Source organism: Caballeronia sp. INDeC2 (assembly GCF_023631325.1).
Classification (GTDB): domain Bacteria; phylum Pseudomonadota; class Gammaproteobacteria; order Burkholderiales; family Burkholderiaceae; genus Caballeronia.
Genome location: NZ_JALQDG010000053.1, coordinates 1 through 18,676, shown reverse-complemented (window position 1 = coordinate 18,676; position 18,676 = coordinate 1). Strand labels below are relative to the sequence as shown.

The window sequence follows — 18,676 nt, the reverse complement described above, 5'->3', positions numbered from 1 at the left end:
GTGCCCACGGCCATGTTCACGCCGCTTTTCGTGATCTCGCGCACCTCGGGCTGGAGCGCGCACATCATCGAGCAACGTATCGACAACAAGATCATTCGGCCGAGCGCGAATTACACCGGACCGGAAAACCTCGAGTTTGTCCCTCTGGCGAAGCGTTCCTGAGGCGTGTCGAATGGGGCTTCGCTGTCGCGTCCGGCAGCGGGCCTCGTTTCCTGCGTACCCCAGTTGAGCGTATTCTCTCTTCAAACTCCAAAGCCGGCGGCGCCTACAATAGCCCGAATTTTTAAACGAAGGGATCGCCCCGCAATACCCTTCGAGCGTGGCATCTGAAAGACCATGCAATGACCGAGACACCGCGATGAATACTGCAAACCGCAAACCCCTGCCCGGCTCCGCGCTCGATTACTTCGATGCGCGCGCAGCCGTCGAAGCCATCGCGCCGGGCGCTTATGACACGCTGCCCTACACCTCGCGCGTGCTCGCGGAGAATCTCGTGCGCCGCTGCGATCCGGCGATCCTCGAAGCATCGCTGATGCAGCTCGTCGAAAGAAAGCGGGAACGCGATTTCCCGTGGTTCCCGGCGCGCGTCGTGTGTCACGACATTCTCGGGCAGACGGCGCTCGTCGATCTCGCGGGCCTGCGCGACGCCATCGCGGACCAGGGCGGCGATCCCGCGAAAGTGAATCCCGTGGTGCCCGTGCAGCTCATCGTCGATCATTCGCTCGCGGTGGAATGCGGCGGCTTCGATCCGGATGCATTCGCGAAGAATCGCGCGATCGAGGACCGGCGCAACGAAGATCGCTTCGACTTCATCAACTGGACCAAGAAGGCGTTCAAGAATGTCGATGTGATTCCGCCGGGCAACGGGATCATGCATCAGATCAATCTGGAGCGCATGTCGCCGGTGATTCACGCGATCGATGGCGTCGCATATCCGGACACGCTCGTCGGCACGGACAGCCACACGCCCCACGTCGATGCGCTCGGCGTGATCGCGATCGGCGTGGGCGGGCTCGAAGCGGAGAACGTGATGCTGGGCCGCGCGTCGTGGATGCGTTTGCCGGATATCGTCGGCTTCGAATTGAGCGGCAAGCGTCAGCCGGGCATCACGGCCACCGATATCGTGCTCGCACTCACCGAATTCCTGCGCAAGGAAAAGGTGGTCGGCGCGTATCTCGAGTTCTATGGCGAAGGCGCATCGAGCCTCACGCTCGGCGATCGCGCGACGATCTCGAACATGGCGCCCGAATATGGCGCGACCGCCGCGATGTTTTATATCGACGAGCAGACGATCGAGTATCTGCGCCTCACCGGCCGCGACGACAAGCAAGTGAGTCTCGTCGAGCACTACGCGAAAACCGCCGGACTGTGGGCCGATTCGCTGGCGCACGCGGAATACGAACGCGTGTTGCGCTTCGATCTCTCGACGGTCGTGCGCAACATGGCCGGGCCGTCGAATCCGCACAAGCGCCTGCCCGTGTCGGAACTGGCGGCGCGCGGCATCGCGGGCAAGTGGGAAGACACGCCGGGACAGATGCCGGACGGCGCGGTCATCATCGCTGCGATAACGAGCTGCACCAACACCAGCAATCCGCGCAACGTGATCGCGGCGGCGCTGCTCGCGCGCAATGCGAATGCGCAAGGCCTCACGCGCAAGCCGTGGGTGAAGTCGTCGCTGGCGCCGGGCTCGAAAGCGGTCGAACTGTATTTGCAGGAAGCCGGCTTGCTGCCGGATCTGGAACGGCTCGGCTTCGGCATCGTCGCGTTCGCGTGCACGACGTGCAACGGCATGTCCGGCGCGCTCGATCCCGCGATTCAGCAGGAGATCATCGATCGCGATCTGTATGCGACCGCCGTGCTCTCCGGCAATCGCAACTTCGATGGCCGCATTCATCCGTATGCGAAGCAGGCGTTTCTCGCGTCGCCGCCGCTCGTCGTCGCATATGCGATAGCGGGCACAATCCGCTTCGACATCGAACGCGATGCGCTCGGCATCGGCAGTGACGGCCAGCCCGTATATCTGAAAGACATCTGGCCGAGCGACGAAGAGATCGACGCCATCGTCAAACAGAGCGTGAAGCCTGAGCAGTTCCGCCGCGTCTACGAGCCGATGTTCGCGCTGACCCCGGCGAGCGGCGAAGCGACCAGCCCGCTCTACGACTGGCGCGCGCAAAGCACGTACATTCGACGTCCGCCATACTGGGAAGGCGCACTCGCGGGCGCACGCACGCTCAAGGGAATGCGCCCGCTCGCCGTGCTCGGCGACAACATCACGACGGACCATCTCTCGCCGTCCAACGCGATCCTCGCGAATAGCGCGGCTGGAGAATACCTCACGAAAATGGGCTTGCCGGAGGAAGACTTCAACTCGTACGCGACGCATCGCGGCGATCATCTGACGGCGCAGCGCGCGACCTTCGCGAACCCGACGCTCATCAACGAAATGGCGATCGTCGATGGTCAGGTGAAGAAGGGCTCGCTCGCGCGCATCGAACCGGAAGGCAAGGTCACGCGCATGTGGGAAGCGATCGAAACCTACATGGCGCGCAAGCAGCCGCTCATCATCATCGCGGGCGCGGATTATGGGCAAGGTTCATCGCGCGACTGGGCCGCGAAAGGCGTGCGGCTCGCGGGCGTCGAAGCGATCGTCGCGGAAGGATTCGAGCGTATTCATCGCACGAACCTGATCGGCATGGGCGTGCTGCCGCTCGAATTCAAGCCGGGCGCGAATCGGCACACGTTCGGTATCGACGGCACCGAGACTTACGACGTGATCGGCGAGCGCAGGCCGCGCGCGGATCTCACGCTCATCGTTCATCGTGCGAGCGGCGAGCGTGTCGAAGTGCCGGTGACGTGCCGGCTCGACACGGCCGAAGAAGTCTCGATTTACGAAGCCGGCGGCGTGCTGCAACGCTTCGCTCAGGACTTTCTGGAGTCGTCGAAGGCAGCGGCCTGACATCTTACGGGGTGATTCAATTCATATGACACACGCACCACAGATCAAGATCCCCGCGACCTACATGCGCGGCGGCACCAGCAAGGGCGTTTTCTTTCGCCTGAACGATTTGCCCGAAGCGGCGCGCGTGCCCGGCCCCGCGCGCGATGCGCTTTTCTTGCGCGTCATCGGCAGCCCTGACCCTTATGGCAAGCAAATCGACGGCATGGGCGGCGCGACGTCGAGCACGAGCAAGACGGTTATCGTCTCGAAGAGCGCGCGGCCCGGTCATGATGTCGATTATCTCTTCGGCCAGGTCGCCATCGACAAGCCGTTCATCGACTGGACCGGCAACTGCGGCAACCTTTCCGCGGCGGTCGGACCGTTCGCGATCACGAGCGGCCTCGTCGATCCTGAACGCGTGCCGGACAACGGCGTTGCGACGGTGCGCATCTGGCAGGCGAATATCGGCAAGACGATCATCGCGCATGTGCCCATGACGAACGGCGCAGTGCAGGAAACCGGCGACTTCGAACTCGACGGCGTGACGTTCCCGGCCGCCGAAGTGCAGCTCGAGTTTCTCGATCCCGCAGCGGAGGAAGAAGGCGCGGAAGGCGCAATGTTCCCGACCGGCAATCTCGTCGACGATCTCGAAGTCCCGGGCATCGGCACGTTCAAGGCGACGATGATCAACGCGGGCATTCCGACGATCTTCGTGAACGCGGACGCCATCGGCTACACGGGCACCGAGCTTCAGGACGCGATCAACGGCGACGACGTCGCATTGAAGCGCTTCGAAACCATTCGCGCATATGGCGCGCTGCGCATGGGGTTGATCAAGAGCCTCGATGAAATCGCCAAACGTCAGCACACGCCGAAGATCGCGTTCGTCGCGCCTTCCGCCGAGTATGTCGCGTCGAGCGGCAAGCGGATCGGCGCGGACGATGTCGATGTGCTCGTGCGCGCGATGTCGATGGGCAAGCTGCATCACGCGATGATGGGCACGGCTGCGGTTGCCATCGGCACGGCCGCGGCGATCCCGGGCACGCTCGTCAATCTCGCGGCGGGCGGCGGCGAGCGTCAGTCGGTGCGCTTCGGCCACCCTTCGGGCACGTTGCGCGTCGGCGCGGAAGCGGTCGAGTCGAATGGCGAATGGCAGGTCAAGAAGGCCATCATGAGCCGCAGCGCGCGCGTGTTGATGGAAGGCCGCGTGTGGGTGCCCGACGTGTTGCCGGATTAAGCGGGATGTGCGATGCGGTCAGTTGCGATCGCACGTTCGTGTGCGACGGAGGCGCCATCGGATCGAACCGATTCGCGTAGAATCGAAAAGCCGATTTCGTTCTTCGTCTCCGTGCAACAGGACATCCCATGCTGCAGCCCTTTGCGTCATCAGATCCGTTCACGATTGGCGTCGAACTCGAAGTTCAGGTGGTCAATACCCACGACTACAATCTGACCAAGGCGACGACGGAGTTGTTGAATCGCGTGAAGGAAGAGACTTTTGCCGGCGCGATCAACCCGGAGACGACCGAAGGGATGATCGAGTTGTCGACCGGCGTATGCAAGGACTTCGATCAGGCGAGAAGCGAATTGCAGGTTCTTCGCGATACGCTGGTTCGGGCAGCCGACTTTCTGAATGTCGGCGTGTGCGGCGGAGGCACGAACTTCTTTCAGAACTGGTACGACCAACGTTCCGACGGGCGCGAGCGCTCGGAATATCTGATGGGACTGTACGGGGCGCTGTATCAGCAATTTACGATCTTCGGCCAGCACGTGCATGTCGGCTGTCCGGATCCCGACTCCGCGCTCGTTCTCTTGCATTCGCTTTCGCGTTACGTTCCGCACTTTATAGCCCTGGCGGCTTCTTCTCCATTCGTCCAGGGAAGCGACACGCAGTTCCAATGTGCGCGACTCAACTCGGTCGCTCCGTTTCCTTTAGCGGGGCAAGCGCCTTTCATGACGAGTTGGACTGAATTCGAAGAATACTTCGACCGCATGACGAACACGGGCCTCGTCAAAAGTCTAAAGGACTTCTACTGGGACATTCGTCCAAGTCCGGGTTATGGCACGATCGAAATACGGGTTATGGACACGCCGTTACGTGTCGAATGGGCCGCGGCGATTGCCGCTTATATTCAGGCACTTTCGCGATACCTTCTCGTCGACAAGCCCGTGCGCCTCAGCGAGCGGGATTATGAAGTGTATCGAACCAACCGCTTCATGGCTTGCCGCTTCGGACTGGATGGGACATGCGTGAATCCAGAGACCCGGCATAGCGATACGATCCGTGCAGAGATTCTTGCCACGCTCGACGCGATCGACGGCCATGCGAAAGCGACCGGCGCCGAGGAAGGTCTCGACATCATCAGGCGTACGGTCACCTCCGGTTTGAGCGATGCCATGTGGCTACGCCGGATCTACGGCGCGCACGATTCATTGCATGAGGTCGTGCGTCAGCAATGTCGCGTATGGCGTGGCGCGCAGGCGCTCGAATAAGCTCTACGCATTACATCAGGTTTCCCCACTCATAATCCACCCTGTCGGGATGCAGCGGAAACATTCCCGCGCCGGGCGTGAAAGTCAGTTCGCCGAAGTAAATTTCGTCGTTCGAATCGTAGAGATCGACGCGCACGAATTCGAAGTCGCTCGCCAGCGTGCGGGCAATCGAGACCAGCGCGTCCAGGTTCTTCGGGCGCGGAGCCGGCGCGGTGCTGCGCGAGTAATGGCCCATCCCGATGTCGAGAAGGTTCCAGTCCGCGTCGTACATGTCGCCACGCGGATGTTCTCCGAAGCGGTCCGCGATAACCAGGATAAAAATCTTCGGGTCGCCCGATTGCTTGTTGAAGACATGGAACTTCAGATCGGGCGGAACCTTGCCTTCCGCTCCGGTAAGAAGTGCCTCGAAGAAAATGCGCCGTTCGATCGTGCGGTAATGTCGTTCCCGGGCAATCGCATAAAAGTCGGTCGATAACCAACTTTGCGCCATCGCATCGAGCTTTTCGAATGACGTTTCGTTCTTGTCCTTGACGAGATAGACGAATCCGCTGCCGTGATTCGCCTTCATGACGAACGAAGACGGAAGCGCGTCGAAAACGCTCCTCGTAAATGCCGATGGCTCCGCGACGAGCGGCACGAGATATTCGCTGCCGATCTTCTCGGCGACGTATTCGCGCACCTTCAGCTTGTCGCTGAGATCGCCAAAGCGCGGATCGGGTTCGAGGCAGCGTCGCAGGATCTTCTCGTTGAACGTCGTCGGATTGCGCATCCTCGGAAAGCGCCCGATCCTGCGACGATGATTGATGGTCAGATACAGGTTGTCGGGCAACCAATCCCTTACGCTGTGGATCAGCGACTTCGAGAGAGTCATTCACTCGCCTCCAAATTCTTTTCACGTCAGACGAAATCGCTTCCGCTCATGTTCGGCTATGCAATGAGCGTGCCGCGTGTATCGATGCGTTGTTGCCTGAAGGGCGACACTCGATCAGAACCTTGATTTTCTGCTGAAGCGTCAGCACGACGTATGTACGCGACCGCACACACATTCAAACGCGGCGATCTGAAGTCGTATCCAACCGTAGTTTTTGTTGCGACGTGGATGCATCGACGTTACATTGCCTCCGTCGGCGAAGCAGATAGCCGGACCGGTTTCTCTCTTGCGTCAATCGCATCGAGGCCGTCTCGAGGGGCAAGGGTCTTCTTGCGCCGGGGCGGCCAACGATGCGTCCGATGCCGGATGCACGTCACGCATGCATCGCGCATGCGCCCGCAGTGCAGCCCGCAGCACCTTCAGAAATCCTTCAAAGGGGCGGAGTCGACACATGCTCAAAGAGAAACATACACGTACTCGCTGGATCACCGGCGCAGTCTCGGCCGCGGCGCTCGCATTGCTCGCCGCTTGCGGCGGTGGTGGCGGCGGCGACAGTAACGCGAGCAACGGCTCGACACCGCCCGCGAGTCCGGGCGACACCGGCGCGAGCACACCCGCAACGACGCCGACGACGCCGACCAACACCACGCCGACGCTCGCCGCGGCAACCGCCGTCCTCGACGGCACCACGCTCGGCACCGCGCAATGGAGCGACGGATCGACATCCACCGGCGGCACCGGCCAGGCAGTCAGCAACCTCACCTGCACGGTGGCGGGCAACAAGTACAGCTACGCGCATCTGTCGATCTATCAGGACGGCAAGCAACTCGCGTTGCCCGCGAACATCGGCACCATTGCGCCGACCATGGCGCTACAGCGGGGCTGCGTGTATCCGGTCCACACCGTCGATGCGTCGGGCAAGATTCGCATGGACGTGACGTCGACCACATCGTACACGCTCGGTCAGTTCTTCGCCGTCTGGGGTCAGCCGCTCAGCGCCAACAACGTCGCGGGCATCACCGGCATCGTGACCGCCTGGGTCAATACGGGCGGCACGCTCACGAAGTACACCGGCGATCTCGCGAGCCTCGCGCTGCCGCAGCATGGCGAAGTGACGCTCGTCGTCGGCACGCCGCCGGCGCAGATCGCGACCTACACGTGGACCGATCCGCCGCCCTTTACGTCGACCGTCACTACGCTGTCCTATGGCGGCGTCGTGGGCACTTCGTTCTGGGCGGACGGCAATACCGCGAACGGCGGAACGGGCGCGCCCGTGGATGGCGTGATTTGCGCGGCGGGCATGGCCGAAACCTTCCACGTGCACTCGCATGTCGCCATCTTCAAGGACGGCCAATGGCTCGCGTTCCCGAAGAACGTCGGCATCATGTCGACTTGCAACTACGAGATGCATACGCACGACAATACCGGCATCGTCCATATCGAAACGCCTAACGTGAAGACGTTCACGCTCGGCCAAGTCTTCGATATCTGGGGGCAGCCGCTGTCCAGCACGAACGTAGCGGGTATCACGGGCAACATCGTCGTCTATATCAACGATAACGGCGATGTCCGGCGCTACATGGGCGACCCGCGCAACATCGTGCTGACTTCGCTGCGGGATATCACGTTCCAGATCGGTACGCCGTTGCCGGCGCTCCCGGCGTATTCCTGGTACGAGCCGCAGTAATCTGGCAGATGAACGCCGCGGTGTGAGCCGCGGCGTCCTCGTATTTCGAGCCACGAGTTATCAGAAATGAACTCGTGGCTTTTGCATTTGGTTCACGCGTCGTCTCCTGCGTCAAGACTTCTTCGCGCTTGTCTGTGCGGCAGTGCATTGAACGCTTGTGCGCAAGCTGTTATGTTTTCTTCCATCGGCTTGCACGGGTATCTGTCATGGCAGAGATAAGCATGGTCCGATGATGCGTCCTCGGGCACTATTCTCGCGACGCCTCGGACACGACGCCGAGTTACCTCACGTCGAGTATGATGAATCAACTTTATGCTTGCATTCACGGTGTTTTTCTTTCGTATCCTCGACCGCACCCCTGCAAGCACTTCGCTCCGCCGTGTTTCTGAATAGGCCTTTCCGAAGGAGACCTCGACGTCGTGAAGATACTGATCGCGAACACCCTCTACTTTCCGGATGAACCCGGAGGAGCCGAAGTATCGACGCGACTGCTCGCCGAGGGTCTGGTCAGAGCGGGCATCGAAGCCTGCGTGGTCTGCGCGACGGGAACGGGCGCGGACCGCGTCGACGATGTGAACGGCGTGAAGGTATATCGACTGCGCTCGGTCAATCTGTATTGGCCGCATCTGCGAGAGAAGCATGGCCGCGTCGCCAAGCTCATCTGGCATGCCATCGACGTCTATAACGTCATCATGTCGCGCAAGCTGTCCAGCATCATCGCGCGCGAAAAGCCGGACGTGATCAGCACCAGCAATCTGTCGTGTCTGTCCGTCGATATCTGGCGGCTTGCGCGCAATGCCGGCGTGCCGATCGTGCATACGGCGCGCGACTATTATCTGATGTGTCCGACGGCGATCATGTTCTCGCATGCCAAGCCGTGTCAGCGGCAATGCGGCGTCTGCGCGGTGTATGCGCAACCGAAGCGGGTCGCATCGACGCGCGTCGCGGCGGCCGTGGGCGTCAGCCGCTTCGTGCTGCAAAAGCACCTGGAGAGCGGCTATTTTCCGAACGCAGCACGCACGGCGGTCATCTACAACGCCTGCGAGTCGAACGAAGGATCGGCCTCTCCGCAACGCACGCGCCGTTATAAGGGCGGTCCCGTGCGGCTCGGTTTGCTCGGGCGTGTGTCGCGAGAGAAAGGGCTCGAAGTGCTGCTCGAGCAACTGCTCGCGGACGATACGCTGCAATGGACGCTCGCCGTCGGCGGCCACGCCGATGCGGATTACCTCCAGTCGATCAAGGCGAAGTACGACGATCCGCGCGTCGAATATCTTGGCCGCGTGAAGCCCGACGAGTTTTTCGATAGCATCGATATTCTCGTGGTGCCATCGATCTGGAACGAACCGTTCGGGCGCGTGACGGTCGAAGCGTATTCGCATGGCGTGCCGGTCGTGGGTGCAAACACCGGCGGCATTCCCGAAGTTATCGAGCCGCGCACGAATCTCGTGTTCGACATGGCGCGACCGTCGTCGATCATCGGCAAGTTGCACGAGGCGGTCGCGCTGCTCGAAGACCCCGGCGTGCATGAACGTCTGCGGGAATACGCGGGGCGATTCAACGTCGATGCGATGGTCGATTCTTATCGCGCGCTGTATGAAAGCGTGCTGGCTGAACAGGCGATTCCGCGCGTCGTCTGTCCGTAGTGCGCTCGTAGTTTTGTCGAGGCTCGTTTTCATTTTTTGCCGTGAAATACAGGTAAAAAGTGAAGAAGCATCGATCATGAGGAATCTGAAGGTAAGCAGAAGCACGCAAATTTAAAAATTGCGATGCCTCGAGCATTGATGGAGTAAACTGGACCGATCAATTCGATCGATCGCACTCGACGCCGCTCTTGTTGCCGATCCGATCGACGTGACGCGGCGCCAACTGTTAGCCGTCAGGCCATACGCTGGATTACCGGAGCCGCGACACATGAACGGACACTCGACCCGTCGAATCATCGGGAAGCGCTCAACAGGCTGTCGCGTGCGCAAAGATATCCAGACCGTCATGCCGCCGGCTCGCATCGATCCGCATCTTCTTCATACGCCGTGAAAGTACTGATCGCGAACACGTTGTATTTTCCAGACGAGGTCGGCGGCGCCGAAGTCGCGACGCGACTCCTTGCCGAAGGACTGGTCAAGGCAGGCGTGGAAGTCTGCGTAGTGTGCGCCACCGGGGTCGGTGACGACCGCAGTGAAGAAGTCAATGGCGCGAAGGTCTATCGTCTGCGATCAAGCAATCTCTATTGGCCGCATGCGCCCGGAGAACATTCGCGCGTCGCCAAACTGATATGGCACGCGATCGACGTGCGCAACACGGCCATGTCGCGAAAGCTCGCCGACATCATCAGGCGGGAGAAGCCGGACATCGTCAATACGGCCAACCTCTCGTGTCTTTCCGTCGATGCATGGCGCGTCGCAAGCAATGCCGGCGTGCCGATCGTGCACACCATTCACGACTATTACCTGCTGTGTCCCACGGCGACCATGCTGACCGGCGGCAAGCCTTGCCCGAGTCAATGCGGTGTGTGCTCGCTCTATGCAAAGCCCAAGCAGATCGCGTCGGCTCAGGTCAACGCGGCGGTCGGCGTGAGCGGCTTCGTGCTGCAGAAGCACGTTGAAAACGGCTTTTTCTCGCGTGCCGCGAAGACGACCGTCATCAACAATTGCTTTACGCCGACGAAGGAATCCGCTGGGAAACAGCATTCAAGACAAGTCGATACCGTGCCATTGAGACTCGGCATGCTCGGACGCGTGCTGCCGGAGAAGGGTCTTGAACTTCTGCTCGAACAGTTACTCGCGGATCAGAAGCTCGATTGGACGCTCGCCGTTGGCGGAACCGGCGATGCGGATTATGTCGATTACATCAGAACGAAATACGCGGATCCGCGTGTCACTTTCCGTGGACGCGTGGATCCCTCGGATTTCCTGAGCGGTATCGATATTCTCGTAGTGCCGTCAATCTGGAACGAACCGTTCGGGCTCGTGGTCCTCGAAGCGTATTCGCATGGCGTGCCTGTCGTGGGATCGAACACGGGTGGTATTCCCGAGATCATCGAACCGCGTTCGAATCTGCTCTTCGACGTTAGCCGCCCCGAGACGATGATCGGCAAGATTCACGAGGCAGCCGCTTTGCTCGACGACCCATCGTCGCATGATCGGCTGCGCCAGCATGCGAGGAAGTTCAGTCACGACGCGATGATCAACGCGTACGTCGAACTGTATGAAGGCATGGTTTGCGTCGAAGAACCGAAGCCGTGGATGGCGACGGGACGGGAAGCGAATTGATCGCCGACGAACGAACGTTGGATAGAAGTTAGCGAATCGGCCTTGCGAGGTCATCATGCGCAACTCCATGAACGCGGTTGTGAAGTGTGTGCTCGCAACGCTCTTGGCCGCGTTGGTCGTGATGTTTGTGAATGCGCGCCTTCCCAATGAAGCGCACAGTGCAGTCCCGGGGAAGGTCAGTCACACGTCAGTGGCCGAAGGCCAGGTCATCACGCTGGTCGTTCACTCGGCGCCGGATTGCAAATATTGCGCGCGCTGGAAAGGGCCTTCTGCAGGAGCAGAGCGTTTTAAGGTCTGGGCCCGCACGCATCCGGGCACGCAGCTTTTCATCGTCGAGCGCGCGTCGATAGCCAGCAATGAAACGCCAGCCGATTATCCGCAAGAACTTCGCTGGCTATCGGAGCAAAACCAAAAAGATCAGCGCCTGCGTCCGGGCACGCCGATGTTCGAAGTGTTCGTCGCGCGAAGCCTCGTGCTTCGGACCTATGGTCTCGATTCATGGGACGACGATGTCTTTCCGGCCATCAGGGATCTCGACGCCCGTCGCTCGCGTCACGTTGCGAGTCATTGATCCTCGCGCGGTCCGGGCGCATGCGCGGCGAGCAATTGCAGGTGGCGTGCTTCGGTTTCGTCGTCGGCGGGAAACATGCATTCCAGACGCAGTTCCTGTGTCGCGATGTTCTGCGGCGCGCCCACGGTCGTGACCATCGAGAAATAGCGAAGCACGGCGCCCTCACTGACGAAGCCGATCGGAATGACGGGCATCGTCGGCGCGGCGGATCGTCCATGATGGGTCTTCCAGTCACGCGGCACATCCGGATAGGCAAGCAGTTCGTCGAGCAGACGCCGGGTGCCGTCATCGATCATGTGGCCGACCGATTCCCGATACACCCGTTGCAGCAAGCTTCGCGCGACGGTATCCCAATCGGCCACGAATGGACGCATCCCCTGCGGATCGAAGATCAGATGCAGCATGTTGCGCGGGCTTTCGCGCGCGGCCATGTCGATGAAACAGCCGAAGAAGCGCGGCGCTGCGTCGTTGGTCATGAGCACGTTCCAGTGACGATCCATCACGATGGCCGGAAACGGTTCGTGCTGGCGAACGACGCGCTCGAGCGCGCGGACGACGCCGTGCATCTCCTGCGCATTCCACGGCGCTTCCGAATACATGGGCGCGTAGCCTGCCGCAAGCAGCAGCGCATTGCGCTCGCGCAGCGGCACATCGAGCGTCTGTGCGAGCGTCAACAGCGTGTCGCGGCCCGGCACGCTGCGCCCGCTTTCGATGAAGCTGATCTGGCGCTGCGAAACGCCCGCCTCCAGCGACAGACCGAGTTGGCTCATGCCGCGTACATCGCGCCAGTAGCGGAGCAAGTCGCCGAGTTCGCCCGGCGGCGCATTCGGATCGGGATGCATAGCGTTCATCGGATCTCTGTCTGCGCATGCCAGACGAACGCCTCGAACTGCGTTTCCAACGGCGGCCGCGTCACGCTGCTCGTGTAGTTCGTGATGGCCGATGCCGCAACGACCGCGATGACCTCGAGTATCTGCGCCGCATCGAAGCCTGCTTCGATAAAGCGTCGCTCGTCCGACTCGGCGAGGCGGCCGCGCTTGTCGATCAATGCGCGCGCCAATGCGGACAGCGCGGCCAACTCGACATCCATAGGCAAGACGCCTTGCCGGATCGCATCGACGTCGGCGGGATGCACGCCCTCTTTCAATGCGAGCGCCGTGTGAAACGCGACCGGCCATTCGCTTGCGTTCGTGACCGCGTTCGTCAAGAGCACGGTCTGAATCTGCGGCTCGGTCAGACTGCTCGCATGCACGCGCTCGAACAGGCCGATGAACGCATTGATCAGCACCGGCGATGCGGCCATCGTGCCCGCGACATTCGGGATCAGGCCGAACGCCTGCTGCAATTGCTGAAGCACGGGCCGCGATTGCGCGGGCGCGGATTCGAACGTGTGAACGGGATAGCTGAGCATGGTATCTCCTGGGCGATGAGCGCGACCGGAATGGACGCGCGATAGCCATAGAGTAGAAGCGCTCATGCGCCGCGCCAATTACATGCGATGTAATCGGCTTGCCGGTGCCTCGCGACGTCGACTACGACGCCTTCATGCCTTGTCGTAAATCGAACTGCCCAGCGTCAACGTCGTTCCGCTCGACGATGCGAACCGGATTTCATAGAGATCGCGGCCGAAATTGCCAGGCACCTTGACCGACATGCCGCCGCGGTCGTCCGTAAGCGGCACGAAGAGCTGATAGCGAAGGTCTTCGTTGCCGTAGAGGACATAGCCCGGCAGTTCGGTCAACGTGGTGAGGTATGCTGGCGGGTTGCCGAGGATGACGATCGGCACGGCCGTCGGTGAATCGTTCGTCAAAGTCCACTGCGTGCCCGCTCGCTGTTGCCACGCGTTGTCGAGCGGCGCCAGCGGGGCGAGCTGCTGGCCGATCGGCAGCGTGAGATAAGCGTAGCCCGCGCCCGGCACGACGCGCTTCATCACGTAGCGGTAGCTGAACGCGTTGCCGTCGCCATCGGTTCCGGAGACGGCCGTGAATCGATACGACGCGGTATCGGTGTTGCTCCACCACCATCCGTCGCTGCGATACTGGTATGCGCCGACCTGCTTCCACGTGCGCCCTGTGCCGTCCCATTGGTTCAGTTGCAGACTGCCATCCGCGTTGGCGATCACCTGTAGCGGGGAATCGGAGTTGCCGTAGATGCCGGCGGCATTCGCGATGCCGGGCGCCGATGCAGCAGGCGGCGCCGTCGTGCTGACTTTCGCCGGGAGCGAGGCGATCGTGCCGTCCTCCTTCAGCGCGGACAGGACGAGCGTTTCGGCCAGCTTGCGCGCGTCGTAGCCCGAATTGCCGGTCACCATCAGCGCAAGTTGCGCCTGCGGCACGACGAAGAATTCACTGGAATAGAAAGCGGTCCCGCCGTCTTTCTCCCATCCGAGGACGCCCGCGGCCTGGAGAGCGGGCTGCTGGACCGAATCCCAGCCGAGTCCCCAGCGCCATTCGGACGAAGGATTGATCAGAAGTCCGGACGATCGGTCCGTTCCCATCTGCGCGATGCCCGCCGCGGACACCACGCGTTGCCCCTGAAACACGCCACCGCCGAGGATCATCTGCGCGAGATTCATCATGTCGCCGGGCGTCGAGCTGAGTCCGCCGGTCGCGTATGCATTGACGAATTCCTGATACTGCGTGCCGCTCGCAAATGGATAGGAATACGAACCATCTGCCGGCACTGCTGTGGAAAAGCTTGAATTCGTCATCTTCAGCGGCGCGAGGATGTTCGCTTCCACGAAGCTCGCAAAGCTCTGCCCGGTCATCGCGAGGACGATCTGCTCGACCATCGTGAAGCCGTCGTTGCAATACACGGCGAGCTCGCCCGGCAGATGCTTCAGATGCGTGTTCGCGAGTTCGGCTTGCGTATCGGCCGCGTAACCGGGTATAGGCGCGAAGGTGAAGAGATTGCGCGAATTGGTGCCGGGCAAACCCGACGAGTGCGAAAGCAAATGACGCGTGGTGATCTTCGCGTACTCGGGAGACAGCATCGTGAACGTCGGGAGATAACGGACGATCGGTGTATCGAGCGTGATCAGTCCACGATCCTCGAGAATCGCAGCCGCGAGCGCCGCAAAAAGCTTGCTGACCGAGCCGATGTTGAAGCGCGTCTGAATCGTCGCCTTGGTCTGGCTAGGCACCGACGATACGCCGAACGCCTGCTGCCAGAACACGTTGCCGCCCTTGAGCATGGCCACGGAAATCGCCGCTACCGGCTGCGCGGGGTCGGCGATCGCCTGCTGAATGGCTTGTTGGCCCATAGCGACTGTCTGGGGATACGGCTGCGACTCGGAGTGATCGCTGCCGCAACCGGGCAGGATCGTCGCGAGCATGCCGGCGCCGGCCGCGCCGAGAAATTGCCGCCGGCGCACGCTCGGCGGACTCGGGCTGAAGGGTGATGCTTCGCTGGTACGGTTGGATCGGGGCACGACAGCTCTCCTTTTTGTTATTCGCGGGGCGTACTGGTGCGGCTCGGTCCTTTTGCGCTGGATTATAGGCATGAAAATCACGCGAGAACTTATCGCTCGATTGAAAGCCGATCGGCCAATTCCAAGTCGCTTTTTGAACCTGCTGATTAAAAGACCAACCGTTTTCTAAAAGAACATCAACTCGCGTGGCGGAGTTGCGGGCATTGGTCGGTTTGCCGCTCGATTGTGCGCAGCACGCGCCACAACAACTTTCCGCCCGACAGCAGCAACGCGTCGCGCTCGCGCCTGGACTGATTCTGTTCGACGCACCCCTTCTCTCGGCTCGACGCGGCCTTGCGGGGCGAGACACGCACAATCAGGCGGAGCGCTTTCGCCGGGACAGCAGGTCGCCTCGCTCTGGAAAGCAGGCTCGTGCAGAGCGCGTCGGCTCAGGAGATTTAACGACGGCCGGCGATGCGGTGCTGCTGCTCGGTATCCGCCGATGGCAAGTCCGTGAGTTGCGCGCTCGGCAGACTGGTGTTCGCGAGTCCCATCGAGAAGGGGCGGTCGATGTGGTGATCCGGTCCGAGCAGATCGCCTTGCTGCGGAAACATCGCCCGTGCCGCGCGAAGCAATCGTGAACGATGTCGCCTTCGACGGCCGCGATTCGCTCGTCACGCTCAGGCTCCAACATGCGGACCGCTGCCTGCCGGGGTTCAGTGCGCCGCGCATCGGCGATCGGATCCGCCTTTCGGTCGAAGGCGACGCGGTGGCTTATCGCCCGATTAACCTTGCGGATTCCTGACAGGTTTGCACGGCGAATAAAAATGAGTCTCGTTGTGGGCCTGTCGTCGCTCAGCGTCTATCCTGATTGAGTGGCGACGCGACCAGGCAGGAGACAGTATGCAAGGTGATCCGAAAGTGATTGACTACCTCAACGCCGAACTGAAGAACGAGCTGACGGCCGTCCATCAGTATCTTCTTCACGCGCGCCTTTACAAACACTGGGGCTTCGAGGAGCTCGGCGGGCACGAATACAACGAGTCGATGGATGAGCTCACGCATGCGGACAGGCTGATCGAACGCATTCTCATGCTCGACGGGATGCCGAATTTGCAGGATCTTCATCCGCTGGCCATCGGCAAGGAGACGCTCGAAGCACTGCAGAACGATCTCAAGCTCGAACAGGCGGCTCAAGCGCAATGCAAGGAGGGCATCGGCTATTGCGAATCGGTGAGTGATTTCGTTTCGAGAGAGATTCTGGTCGAGCTTCTCGACGCGACCGAGGATCACATCGACTGGCTGGAGATCCAGATCGGTCTCATCGACAAGATCGGCATCCAGAACTATCAGCAATCCGCCGTTCACAAGGTCGTGTGAGGCCTTTCATATGCTCACGGGCCAGCGTTTTCGCGGCTCACTCGACGGACGGCCTGCGGCGGTTGACCGGTTGTTCGCAGGAACGCCCGCCTCATTCGCTCGCATCCGAGAAGCCGACTTCGTCCACGATCATGTCCAGCGACAAGCGCCCTTTATCCAGCAATAGTCTCGCGGCTTCCACACGCAGAGGTTCGACTGCCTTCGCGGGCGATTGCCCCGACTCCGCGCTGAACGCGCGACTGAACTGACGCGGGCTGAGACAAGCGATGTCGGCTAGTTCATCGACGGTCAAAGGATTGCGCCAATTCGCGTTCGCGTAGTCGATGGCCTTCTGGATGCGGTCGGATTTCGGCTCGAGGTCGAGCAGAGTCGAAAACTGCGACTGCCCGCCGGCGCACCGATGATAGACGACGAGCTTGCGCGCGACCGCACGCGAAATGTCCTGGCCGTGATCCCTTTCGATCATTGCGAGCGCCATGTCGATCATGGCCGGCATGCCTGTAGAGGTCCAGATCGGCCCGTCGAGGATGAAAACGTGATCCTCTTCGACGGCAATTCCGGGAAAGCGGCGTTGCAGATCATTGGCGAAAGGCCAGTGGGTCGTCGCGCGGCGGCCGTCGAGAACTCCTGCTTGCGCGAGGATGAACGCGCCGGTGCATGGGGCCGCGATGCGCCGCGACGTGGTCAGCGAGCACCTGACGAATGCCGCTAATGCGGCCGACACCACATCGGTTTCGACGCCGGAGCTGAACATGACCGTGTCGTACGTGGCGTCGTCGAATGCTTGCGTTTCTACGCGAACGACCGCCGACGAAAGGACGAGTCCTCCCCGTTCGGACAGAACGGTCACTCCGTAGGCAGGCTCGCCCAGCACGGCATTGGCCCGTTCGAAGGCAATTACCGCCGCGAATCCGAGCAGGTAGAAATTCGGAAACACCACAAAGCCGATTGCGGCGTTGAGTATCTTCGTCGTCGGAAGGCCGTCAGCGCATTGGCCGCCGACTCGTAGTGGGTTCTTCTCGCCCGCGCTCTGGCCGGTTTCGGCGCTGCGCTGTTCTCGCCGACGGCATTAGGCGTCGCATCGGCGATTGCAGCGCCCGATAGACGCGGCCGTGCGCTGGCGACGGTTAGCGCCGGTCTGACGGCAGCGACGCGCCCGGCTCGCTGATGGGCACCTTCATCGGCGGGTTCGGCAACTGGACGGTGACGCTGCGGTTCCTCACCGCGCTCGGGATCGTCGCGATGATCGGCATATGGACGATGCTGCCATCGGTTCCACGGCCGCAATCCGTCGGATTGCACGAGGGGCTTGCGCCTGTCCGCGATGCGCGTATCGCGCTCACCTTGCTCACGTCGCTATTCGCATTCGGCGGATTTTTGATGGTCTACACATAGGCGGGCGTCGTGCTGGCGCGCGTGACTTATGGCGATGTAAGCATTCTCGCGGAGTTGTTCTTGTTGTGGGACGTGGCGGCGACGGGCGGTAACCTGCTATTTGGCCGCCTAGTGGACCGGTTCGAGAGTCGCACGCTGACCAATGCGATGCTGTGGCTCGCGGTCATCAATATCTGCGCCTTGCCATGGATCTCAGCGTATATATACCGTGCGGCGATAGCGCTCGTGATCTGGGGCGTATGTAGATGGGGCTTCTCGTTCCGCAACAGCATCGCCTCGTGCAGATCGCGCCGCGTGTCGCGCCCTTGGTGCTCGCACTGAATAACACGACCATCTAATCGGACTCGCTTGCTCGGGCTTGCTGGGAGGTGCGTTGATCCCGAGAATCGGCGGACAGTATTTGAGCCTGATCGCCACAGTGCTGATTGCAAGCGCTTTTGTTTTCCCCGAGACGGCGCATCGTTTAATACGGCGACCGCCGATCGGGCATCACGAGACATCCATCATACGGACGACATTACTGAATGAGCAGAGGAACTTGCCCCAAGGTCTCGACTGAATCTCAGTTGTATAGTTCGCTCAAAACGCAAAAACCCCACCTTGCAGGGGTGGGGTTTTTGTTTGGAGCATAAGGAGCCTGACGATTACCTACTTTCACACGGG

Annotated in this window: 17 protein-coding genes and 1 pseudogene; 12 read left to right on the top strand and 6 right to left on the bottom strand. The window is 61.1% G+C overall.

Annotated elements, in window-relative coordinates:
* The 4 genes from NCS28_RS32935 to NCS28_RS32920 form a co-directional block, all read left to right on the top strand.
* A partial coding sequence (locus tag NCS28_RS32935) for a citrate/2-methylcitrate synthase (protein WP_284506422.1) occupies nt 1-162 on the top strand: 162 nt, incomplete at its 5' end.
* Nucleotides 163-358: 196 nt separating this feature from the next.
* Entirely contained in the window at nt 359-2,956 is a 2,598-nt protein-coding gene (acnD, locus tag NCS28_RS32930; RefSeq protein ID WP_250517955.1) for a Fe/S-dependent 2-methylisocitrate dehydratase AcnD, read from the top strand.
* A 25-nt stretch (nt 2,957-2,981) separates the two neighbouring features.
* Entirely contained in the window at nt 2,982-4,175 is a 1,194-nt protein-coding gene (gene prpF, locus NCS28_RS32925) for a 2-methylaconitate cis-trans isomerase PrpF (RefSeq protein ID WP_250517954.1), read from the top strand.
* 128 nt (nt 4,176-4,303) lie between these two features.
* Nucleotides 4,304-5,431: a YbdK family carboxylate-amine ligase gene (locus NCS28_RS32920; protein ID WP_250517953.1), complete on the top strand. Its 1,128-nt coding sequence runs from the start codon at nt 4,304-4,306 to the stop codon at nt 5,429-5,431.
* Nucleotides 5,432-5,441: 10 nt separating this feature from the next.
* Here the strand turns inward: NCS28_RS32920 and NCS28_RS32915 are convergent, their stop codons facing one another.
* Nucleotides 5,442-6,302, bottom strand: a complete 861-nt coding sequence (locus tag NCS28_RS32915; protein ID WP_250517952.1) for an ATP-grasp fold amidoligase family protein — start codon at nt 6,300-6,302, stop codon at nt 5,442-5,444.
* Between the two features lie 451 nt (nt 6,303-6,753).
* Between NCS28_RS32915 and NCS28_RS32910 the strand changes: the two genes are divergently transcribed.
* The 4 genes from NCS28_RS32910 (at nt 6,754) to NCS28_RS32895 (ending at nt 11,829) form a co-directional block, all read left to right on the top strand.
* Nucleotides 6,754-7,989 (top strand): hypothetical protein, encoded by a 1,236-nt coding sequence (locus NCS28_RS32910; protein ID WP_250517951.1) that lies wholly within the window; start codon nt 6,754-6,756, stop codon nt 7,987-7,989.
* 419 nt (nt 7,990-8,408) lie between these two features.
* Nucleotides 8,409-9,632 carry a glycosyltransferase family 4 protein gene (locus tag NCS28_RS32905; RefSeq protein ID WP_250517950.1) on the top strand — a complete coding sequence of 408 codons (1,224 nt, stop codon included), beginning with the start codon at nt 8,409-8,411 and terminating at the stop codon, nt 9,630-9,632.
* A gap of 387 nt (nt 9,633-10,019) precedes the next feature.
* Nucleotides 10,020-11,258, top strand: a complete 1,239-nt coding sequence (locus NCS28_RS32900; RefSeq protein WP_250517949.1) for a glycosyltransferase family 4 protein — start codon at nt 10,020-10,022, stop codon at nt 11,256-11,258.
* A 103-nt stretch (nt 11,259-11,361) separates the two neighbouring features.
* Nucleotides 11,362-11,829: a hypothetical protein gene (locus tag NCS28_RS32895; protein ID WP_250517948.1), complete on the top strand. Its 468-nt coding sequence runs from the start codon at nt 11,362-11,364 to the stop codon at nt 11,827-11,829.
* Here the strand turns inward: NCS28_RS32895 and NCS28_RS32890 are convergent.
* From NCS28_RS32890 to NCS28_RS32875, 4 genes are all read right to left on the bottom strand, one after another.
* On the bottom strand, nt 11,823-12,680 hold the full coding sequence (locus tag NCS28_RS32890) for a helix-turn-helix domain-containing protein (protein ID WP_250517947.1): 858 nt from the start codon (nt 12,678-12,680) through the stop codon (nt 11,823-11,825). The genes NCS28_RS32895 and NCS28_RS32890 overlap by 7 nt on opposite strands.
* Nucleotides 12,677-13,240 carry a carboxymuconolactone decarboxylase family protein gene (locus tag NCS28_RS32885; RefSeq protein WP_250517946.1) on the bottom strand — a complete coding sequence of 188 codons (564 nt, stop codon included), beginning with the start codon at nt 13,238-13,240 and terminating at the stop codon, nt 12,677-12,679. Before NCS28_RS32885 ends, NCS28_RS32890 begins: the two co-directional genes overlap by 4 nt.
* Before the next feature lie 132 nt (nt 13,241-13,372).
* Nucleotides 13,373-15,259 carry a serine hydrolase domain-containing protein gene (locus tag NCS28_RS32880; protein WP_502801274.1) on the bottom strand — a complete coding sequence of 629 codons (1,887 nt, stop codon included), beginning with the start codon at nt 15,257-15,259 and terminating at the stop codon, nt 13,373-13,375.
* Between the two features lie 437 nt (nt 15,260-15,696).
* Nucleotides 15,697-15,852: a hypothetical protein gene (locus NCS28_RS32875; protein WP_250517945.1), complete on the bottom strand. Its 156-nt coding sequence runs from the start codon at nt 15,850-15,852 to the stop codon at nt 15,697-15,699.
* Between the two features lie 23 nt (nt 15,853-15,875).
* On the opposite strand from NCS28_RS32875, the gene NCS28_RS32870 reads away from it, so the two are divergent.
* Both NCS28_RS32870 and bfr read left to right on the top strand, forming a co-directional pair.
* Nucleotides 15,876-16,043: a hypothetical protein gene (locus tag NCS28_RS32870; RefSeq protein ID WP_250517944.1), complete on the top strand. Its 168-nt coding sequence runs from the start codon at nt 15,876-15,878 to the stop codon at nt 16,041-16,043.
* Nucleotides 16,044-16,141: 98 nt separating this feature from the next.
* A complete protein-coding gene (gene bfr, locus NCS28_RS32865) occupies nt 16,142-16,618 on the top strand; it encodes a bacterioferritin (RefSeq protein WP_250517943.1) in 477 nt (158 codons plus the stop codon).
* A 14-nt stretch (nt 16,619-16,632) separates the two neighbouring features.
* On the opposite strand, the pseudogene NCS28_RS32860 reads toward bfr, so the two are convergent.
* Nucleotides 16,633-17,567 (bottom strand): annotated as a pseudogene (locus NCS28_RS32860) (GlxA family transcriptional regulator).
* A 218-nt stretch (nt 17,568-17,785) separates the two neighbouring features.
* Between NCS28_RS32860 and NCS28_RS32855 the strand changes: the two are divergent.
* Together NCS28_RS32855 and NCS28_RS32850 are read left to right on the top strand one after the other, a co-directional pair.
* A complete protein-coding gene (locus tag NCS28_RS32855; RefSeq protein WP_250517942.1) occupies nt 17,786-18,013 on the top strand; it encodes a hypothetical protein in 228 nt (75 codons plus the stop codon).
* A 9-nt stretch (nt 18,014-18,022) separates the two neighbouring features.
* Nucleotides 18,023-18,334 (top strand): MFS transporter, encoded by a 312-nt coding sequence (locus NCS28_RS32850; RefSeq protein WP_250517941.1) that lies wholly within the window; start codon nt 18,023-18,025, stop codon nt 18,332-18,334.
* Nucleotides 18,335-18,676 lie beyond the last annotated feature (342 nt).